This window comes from Streptomyces sp. NPDC058741, from assembly GCF_042746715.1.
Classification (GTDB): Bacteria; Actinomycetota; Actinomycetes; order Streptomycetales; family Streptomycetaceae; genus Streptomyces.
The window spans coordinates 126,374-132,719 of sequence record NZ_JBHYQH010000018.1 but is presented as its reverse complement, the minus strand read 5'-3'; the positions used below and the strand labels follow the sequence as shown (position 1 = coordinate 132,719).

At 72.4% G+C, this 6,346-nt stretch carries 5 protein-coding genes and 1 pseudogene; 4 read left to right on the top strand and 2 right to left on the bottom strand.

Annotation, left to right across the window (positions count from 1 at the left end; translation table 11 throughout):
• A pseudogene (locus ACFW6P_RS17225) lies at window positions 1-119 on the bottom strand (ferrochelatase); the annotation flags it as partial.
• A gap of 161 nt (window positions 120-280) precedes the next feature.
• Here ACFW6P_RS17225 and ACFW6P_RS17220 point away from each other — a divergent pair.
• The 3 genes from ACFW6P_RS17220 to sepH all read left to right on the top strand — a co-directional run bounded on the left by ACFW6P_RS17220 (window position 281) and on the right by sepH (window position 4,253).
• Complete coding sequence (locus ACFW6P_RS17220) at window positions 281-1,519, top strand: MFS transporter (RefSeq protein ID WP_386352971.1); 1,239 nt, start codon at window positions 281-283, stop codon at window positions 1,517-1,519.
• Entirely contained in the window at window positions 1,479-2,798 is a 1,320-nt protein-coding gene (locus ACFW6P_RS17215; protein ID WP_386424052.1) for a D-arabinono-1,4-lactone oxidase, read from the top strand. The genes ACFW6P_RS17220 and ACFW6P_RS17215 overlap by 41 nt, the downstream gene beginning before the upstream one ends.
• A 417-nt stretch (window positions 2,799-3,215) precedes the next feature.
• Window positions 3,216-4,253 carry a septation protein SepH gene (sepH, locus tag ACFW6P_RS17210; protein ID WP_386352966.1) on the top strand — a complete coding sequence of 346 codons (1,038 nt, stop codon included), beginning with the start codon at window positions 3,216-3,218 and terminating at the stop codon, window positions 4,251-4,253.
• Window positions 4,254-4,343: 90 nt separating this feature from the next.
• On the opposite strand, the gene ACFW6P_RS17205 is transcribed toward sepH, so the two are convergent.
• Entirely contained in the window at window positions 4,344-5,195 is an 852-nt protein-coding gene (locus ACFW6P_RS17205; RefSeq protein WP_386352963.1) for a sulfurtransferase, read from the bottom strand.
• 251 nt (window positions 5,196-5,446) lie between these two features.
• Between ACFW6P_RS17205 and ACFW6P_RS17200 the strand changes: the two genes are divergently transcribed.
• On the top strand, window positions 5,447-6,250 hold the full coding sequence (locus tag ACFW6P_RS17200; protein ID WP_386424050.1) for a VOC family protein: 804 nt from the start codon (window positions 5,447-5,449) through the stop codon (window positions 6,248-6,250).
• Window positions 6,251-6,346 lie beyond the last annotated feature (96 nt).

The following is a 6,346-nucleotide window of genomic DNA, read 5'->3' as shown; positions in this document are numbered from 1 at the left end:
ATGCCGCGCCCGCGCGTCACGTTCTCCAGGAACGGGACCACGTCGTCCGGGCCCTCCGGGCCGCCGAAGGAGAGCAGGAGCAGGGCGTCGTAGGGGCTCACATCGCGCGCGTCTGGCATGACTCCGATCCTGCCACCCTGCACTGACAGCGGGGAAACGGCGGGGGGACACGGGCGCGGGCGCCGGGCTCCGAGGGACCCGGACGGTGCACGGGGACGGTGGGAGACGTAAGCTGTCCCGACTGCGTTCGCAGCTTACTGAGTCATTTTCGGAGCCTTCGTTGCCCAGCCCTTACCGCGCCCTGTTCGCCGCGCCCGGCACCAGGGGTTTCTCCGCCGCGGGCTTCCTCGGCCGGATGCCGCTGTCGATGATGGGCATCGGCGTGGTCACGATGGTCTCCCAGCTGACCGGCCGGTACGGGCTGGCGGGTGCGCTGTCGGCGACCATCGCGCTGTCCGCCGCGGTGGCCGGGCCGCAGGTCTCCCGGCTGGTCGACCGGTACGGGCAGCGGCGCGTACTGCGCCCGGCGACGCTGATCTCGCTGGCCGCCGCGGCCGTCCTGCTGCTGGCGGCGCACTACGGGTGGCCGGACTGGGTGCTGTACGCGGCGTGCGTCGGCATCGGCTGCGTACCGAGCGTCGGCGCGATGATCCGGGCCCGCTGGGCGGTGCTGTACCGGGGCACGCCGCAGCTGCACACCGCGTACTCCTTCGAGTCCGTGGTCGACGAGGTGTGCTTCATCTTCGGGCCGATCATCTCGATCGGCCTGTCCACGGCCTGGTTCCCGGAGGCCGGCCCGCTGCTCGCCGCCTGCTTCCTGGCCGTCGGCGTCTTCTGGCTGACCGCGCAGCGCGCCACCGAGCCGGAGCCGCACCCGCGCGAGCGCAGGGGCGGCGGCAGCGCGCTGCGCGCGCCGGGGCTGCAGGTCCTGGTGGCCACGTTCGTCGCCACCGGAGCGCTCTTCGGGGCGGTCGACGTGGTGACCGTGGCGTTCGCCGAGGAGCAGGGGCACAAGGCCGCCGCGAGCGTGGTCCTCGCGCTGTACGCGGCCGGCTCCTGCGCGGCGGGCATGGTCTTCGGGCTGCTGCGCTTCGCCGGGGCACCGGAACGCCGGTGGCTGCTGGGCGTGTGCGCCATGGGCGTGAGTATGATCCCCCTCCTACTGGTCGGAGACTTGCCGTCTCTGGCCGTGGCGCTCTTCGTTGCGGGGCTGTCCATCGCACCGACGATGATCACGACGATGTCCCTGATCGAGGAGCACGTACCACGCGCGCAGCTCACCGAGGGCATGACCTGGGTGAGCACCGGGCTCGCGGTCGGCGTCGCGCTCGGCTCCTCCGCGGCCGGCTGGGTGATCGACGCGGCCGGGGCGCGCGCCGGGTACGGGGTTCCGGTGGTGTCCGGGGCCGTCGCGGTCGCGGTCGGTTTCCTGGGGTACCGCCGGCTCAAGCGACCGGCACCGGGTCGGGGAGGCTCCGTTGAGCAGCGCAGCGAACGGAAAGAACGGCACGTGGCGTAACTGGGACGGCAACGTCTCGGCGCGCCCCGCGCGGGAGGTCACCCCGGCCTCCGTCGACGAGCTGGCCGCCGCCGTGCGGCAGGCCGCCGAGGACGGCCTGAGGGTGAAGGCCGTCGGCACAGGGCACTCCTTCACCTCCATAGCCACGACGGACGGGCTGTTGATCCGTCCTCAACTGTTGACCGGCATACGCCACATCGACCGGGAGAACATGACGGTCACGGTGGAGGCCGGCACCCCGCTCAAGAGGCTCAACCTGGCCCTGGCCCGTGAGGGGCTGTCGCTCACGAACATGGGCGACATCATGGAGCAGACCGTCTCCGGGGCCACCAGTACGGGCACCCATGGAACCGGCCGCGACTCCGCGTCGATCGCCGCCCAGATCAAGGGTCTGGAACTGGTCATCGCCGACGGCTCCGTCCTGACCTGTTCCGAGAAGGAGAACCCGGAGGTCTTCGCGGCCGCCCGCATCGGCCTCGGCGCCCTGGGCATCGTCACCGCGATCACCTTCGCGATCGAGCCGGTCTTCCTGCTCACGGCGCGCGAGGAGCCGATGCCCTTCGAGAAGGTGCTCGCCGACTTCGAGGAGCTCCATACCGAGAACGAGCACTTCGAGTTCTACTGGTTCCCGCACACCGGGAACACCAACACCAAGCGCAACAATCGCAGCGTCGGCCCGGAGAAGCCCGTGCCGCAGCTCAGGGGCTGGTTCGAGGACGAGTTCCTCTCCAACGGGGTCTTCCAGGTGGCCAACTGGGTCGGTCGCGCGGCGCCCGCCGCGATCCCGGCCATCGCACAGGTCTCCAGCAAGGCCCTCTCCGCGCGGACGTACACGGACATCCCGTACAAGGTCTTCACGTCCCCGCGCCGGGTGCGGTTCGTGGAGATGGAGTTCGCGGTTCCGCGCACGGCCGTCACCGACGCGCTGCGCGAGCTGAAGGCGATGGTGGACCGCTCCGGGCTCAGGGTCAGCTTTCCCGTCGAGGTGCGCACCGCGCCGGCCGACGACATCACCCTGTCCACCGCGTCGGGCAGGGACAGCGCGTACATCGCCGTCCACATGTTCCGGGGCACGCCCTACCAGCGGTACTTCACCGCCGCCGAACGCATCTTCGTCGCCCACGAGGGCCGCCCGCACTGGGGCAAGCTGCACGCCAGGGACGCCGAGTACCTCTCCCGGGTGTATCCGCGCTTCGGGGAGTTCACGGCGCTGCGGGACCGTCTCGACCCCGACCGGCGGTTCCAGAACGACTACCTGCGGCGGGTCCTGGGGGGGTAGGCGCCGTACCGGAACCCGTCATCCCGCCTCGGGTCACGAGGTGAAGTTCCCCACGTTCAAGATCGAGAAATCCGGGCACACGACGGCCAGGTCCCACCTCTTGTCGAAAGTCGGGCGGCGTGCCAATCCACGCACGTGGCCCAAATGGAGTACTGTGACGAGCCCTGGGTCCGGTCTCCCGTCAGGGTGCCCGGGTCCGTCAAGGACCGCCGGGAGGGAGCTAGTTGCGCAGAGTGACAGCTTTCGTCACTTAGCGTTGCGAAATAGGTTACCGTGCCATAACGGCGATCCAGGGCCAGCGCCCGACACGCCGGGCAACTCGGCAAGGTTGTGGCAGGCTGCACCCGGGCAGGCCACACTCGACTAGCGGAAGCAGCGACGCACGTGACGTCGGCAGGCACCACCCGGGAGGTCCCCATGCCCGAACTGCGTGTCGTGGCCGTCTCGAATGACGGCACACGGCTGGTGCTGAAGGCTGCGGACAGCACGGAGTACACGCTTCCGATCGACGAACGGCTCCGCGCCGCCGTGCGCGGCGACCGTCCCCGCCTCGGCCAGATCGAGATCGAGGTGGAGAGCCACCTCCGCCCCCGCGACATCCAGGCCCGCATACGTGCAGGCGCGACCGCGGAAGAGGTCGCGCAAATGGCCGGCATCCCCGTCGACCGCGTCCGACGCTTCGAGGGCCCGGTGCTCGCCGAGCGCGCGTTCATGGCGGAGCGTGCCCGCAAGACTCCCGTCCGCCGCCCCGGCGAGACCTCCGGTCCACCGCTGGGCGAGGCCGTGCAGGAGCGGCTGCTGCTGCGCGGCGCCGAGAAGGACACGGTGCAGTGGGACTCGTGGCGTCGCGACGACGGCACGTGGGAGGTCATGCTCGTCTACCGCGTCGCGGGCGAACCGCACTCGGCGAGCTGGACGTACGACCCGCCCCGGCGGCTCGTCCAGGCCGTCGACGACGAGGCGCGGTCCCTGATCGGCGAGTCCGACGACCTGGCCGCGCCCGAGCCCAGCTTCCCGTTCGTGCCGCGGATCGCGCGGCTGCCTCGTGACAGACCGCTGGACCGTACCGCCGACCGCGAGCGGCTCGGCCTGCCCGTGCAGGCGTCCGAACCGCTCGAGGAGAGCACCGGCGAGCGTGACTCCCTCACCAGCCTGCTCGAGGCGGTGCCGAGCTTCCGGGGCGACCTGGTCGTCCCGGAACTGCCGGCGGCCGAGCCGGAGGAGGAGCCCGTCGTCGCCGAGTCCGAGGCGGAGGAGCCGCCGGCTCCCGCGGCCTCGGCCGGTTCCGCCTACGCGGACGTCCTCATGCCGCGCTCCGTGGGCAGTCACCGCGACCGGCTCATCGGAGCCACCGACCGCCAGGCCGAGGCCGACGGGGTGCGCCCCGGCCGGAGAGCGGCGGTCCCGAGCTGGGACGAGATCGTGTTCGGCACACGGCGCAAGAAGCAGGAGTAGCCGCACCGGCTGCACGAGCCCGGGCCGCGCCTTCCGGGGCGCGGCCCGCTGTCTGCCGCTGCGGTAGGGGCGTCGGCCGATGCCGCCCGGCTACCGGGGATCCGGTCCCACCGCGACCGGCCGCTCCGGGTCCGAGGACCACTCCGACCACGAGCCCACGTACAGCTCCGCCGGAACACCCGCGACCGCGAGCGCCAGGACCTGGTGGGCCGCGGAGACACCCGAGCCGCAGTACACGCCCACGCGTGAACTCTCCGAGACGCCGAGCCTCTTGAAACGCTGCCGGAGCTTCTCCGCGGGCAGCAGGCGACCGTCCGCTCCCACGTTGTCCGCGGTGGGCGCCGAGACCGCGCCCGGGATGTGCCCGGCCACCGGGTCGATCGGCTCCACGTCGCCCCGGTACCGCTCCCCCGCCCGCGCGTCGAGCAGCACCCCGGAGCGCGCCAGCACCGCGGCGGCGTCCGCGTCGAGCAGCCCCGCCGCGCCCGGCTCCGGCATGAAGTCACCCTCCTGGGGCGTCGGCACCGTCGTCTCCAACGGGCCCTCCCAGGACGGCAACCCGCCGTCGAGGACCCGCACGTCCGGGTGACCGGTCCAGCGCAGCAGCCACCACGCCCGGGCGGCCGCCCAGCCCTGTCCGCCGTCGTAGACGACCACCGGTGTCCCGGACGACACGCCCGCACGGCGCATCGCGGCGCCGAACACCCCGAGATCCGGCAGCGGATGCCGGCCGCCCGCACCCGGCGCGGAGGCCAACTCCCTGTCCAGGTCGACGAAAACGGCTCCCGGCAGATGTCCTGCCTCGTACGCGGCCCGGCCGTGGAACGGCTCCTCACCGGCCGCCTTGGCCGCGGTGAGCTGCCAGCGGACGTCGAGCAGGACCGGGGGGCGAGGGCCCGTCAGACCGGTCGCGAGGTCGGAAGCGGAGATGATGGCGTTCATGGCCTCCATCCTCGCGCACCGGGTGGCCGAGCCGGCGATGTCCGGCTACTCTGCTCCGCCGGACCGGGTCGATCACACTAAGTACCGGATCGAGCACGTGCTGTACAGCTGAACGACACCTGCCGACAAGCGCGCCGCCGGGGACAGTGCTCCGCACATCGGGCATCCTCCCCGACGACAGCCGCCCCCAGGGCGTGCCCCACAAGGGCTGCGAAGAGCACGGCCCCCACGAGGCCGAGAAGAGAGTGACGATGACCGATGCACGGGAGTCAGCCGGCCCGAACGGCGGCGGACCCGCTCGGCACGCGCCCGGCACACCCTGCTGGGTGAGCCTGATGGTGCACGGCCTGGCCGTGACCGAGGAGTTCTACGGGGCGCTGTTCGGCTGGGAGTTCCGGCCCGGAGCCCAGCAGCTCGGCCCCTCTGTGCGCGCGCTGCTCGACGGTCAGGAGGTGGCGGGCATCGGTCAGTTGCCGCCCGGACGCCATCTGCCCATCGGGTGGACGCCCTACTTCGCCTCGGAGGACGCCGATCTGACCGCCGAGTCGGTGCGCGGCTGCGGCGGCACGATCGGCGTGGGCCCGCTGGACGCAGCCGACGCCGGCCGGCTGGCGATCGGCTCCGACCCCTCCGGCGCCGTCTTCGGCATCTGGCAGAGCGCCGCGCACCTAAGAACGGCCGTCTCGGACGCCGCCGGCACCCCCGCCTGGAACGAGCTGCTGACGTACGAGTCGGCGAGCGTCGCCAAGTTCTACCGGACCGTTTTCGGCCACGAGGAGGAGCCGGTGGTCTCCGCCGACCTCGACTACGTGACGCTGCGGCTGGACGGGCGTCCCGTGGCCGGCATCCACGGCCTGGGCGGGTGCCTCCCCCGCGACCGGGGCGCGCACTGGGTGACGTACTTCCTGGTATCCGACCTCGGCGACGCCCTGGACCATCTGACCCACCTCGGCGGGCAGGTCCTCAGGCCGGCCCACGACTCGGCGCACGGGCGTGTGGCGACGGTGACGGACCCGGAGGGGGCGCAGTTCGCGCTGGTGGAGCGAGCGCGGTGACCGGGCCCGGACCGGCCGCCCCGGCGAGCTCACGGTGACGCTGCGCGCGGGTGGCCGACTGGTCCTGGTCGGCGGCGCTGCCGCCCGCATCGGCCG

Bases quoted from the DNA above. Each gene is read 5' to 3' on its own strand.
- sepH (WP_386352966.1), top strand. From the start codon at position 3,216: ATGCCCGAACTGCGTGTCGTGGCCGTCTCGAATGACGGCACACGGCTG.
- ACFW6P_RS17205 (WP_386352963.1), bottom strand. From the start codon at position 5,195: ATGAACGCCATCATCTCCGCTTCCGACCTCGCGACCGGTCTGACGGGC.
- ACFW6P_RS17200 (WP_386424050.1), top strand. From the start codon at position 5,447: ATGACCGATGCACGGGAGTCAGCCGGCCCGAACGGCGGCGGACCCGCT.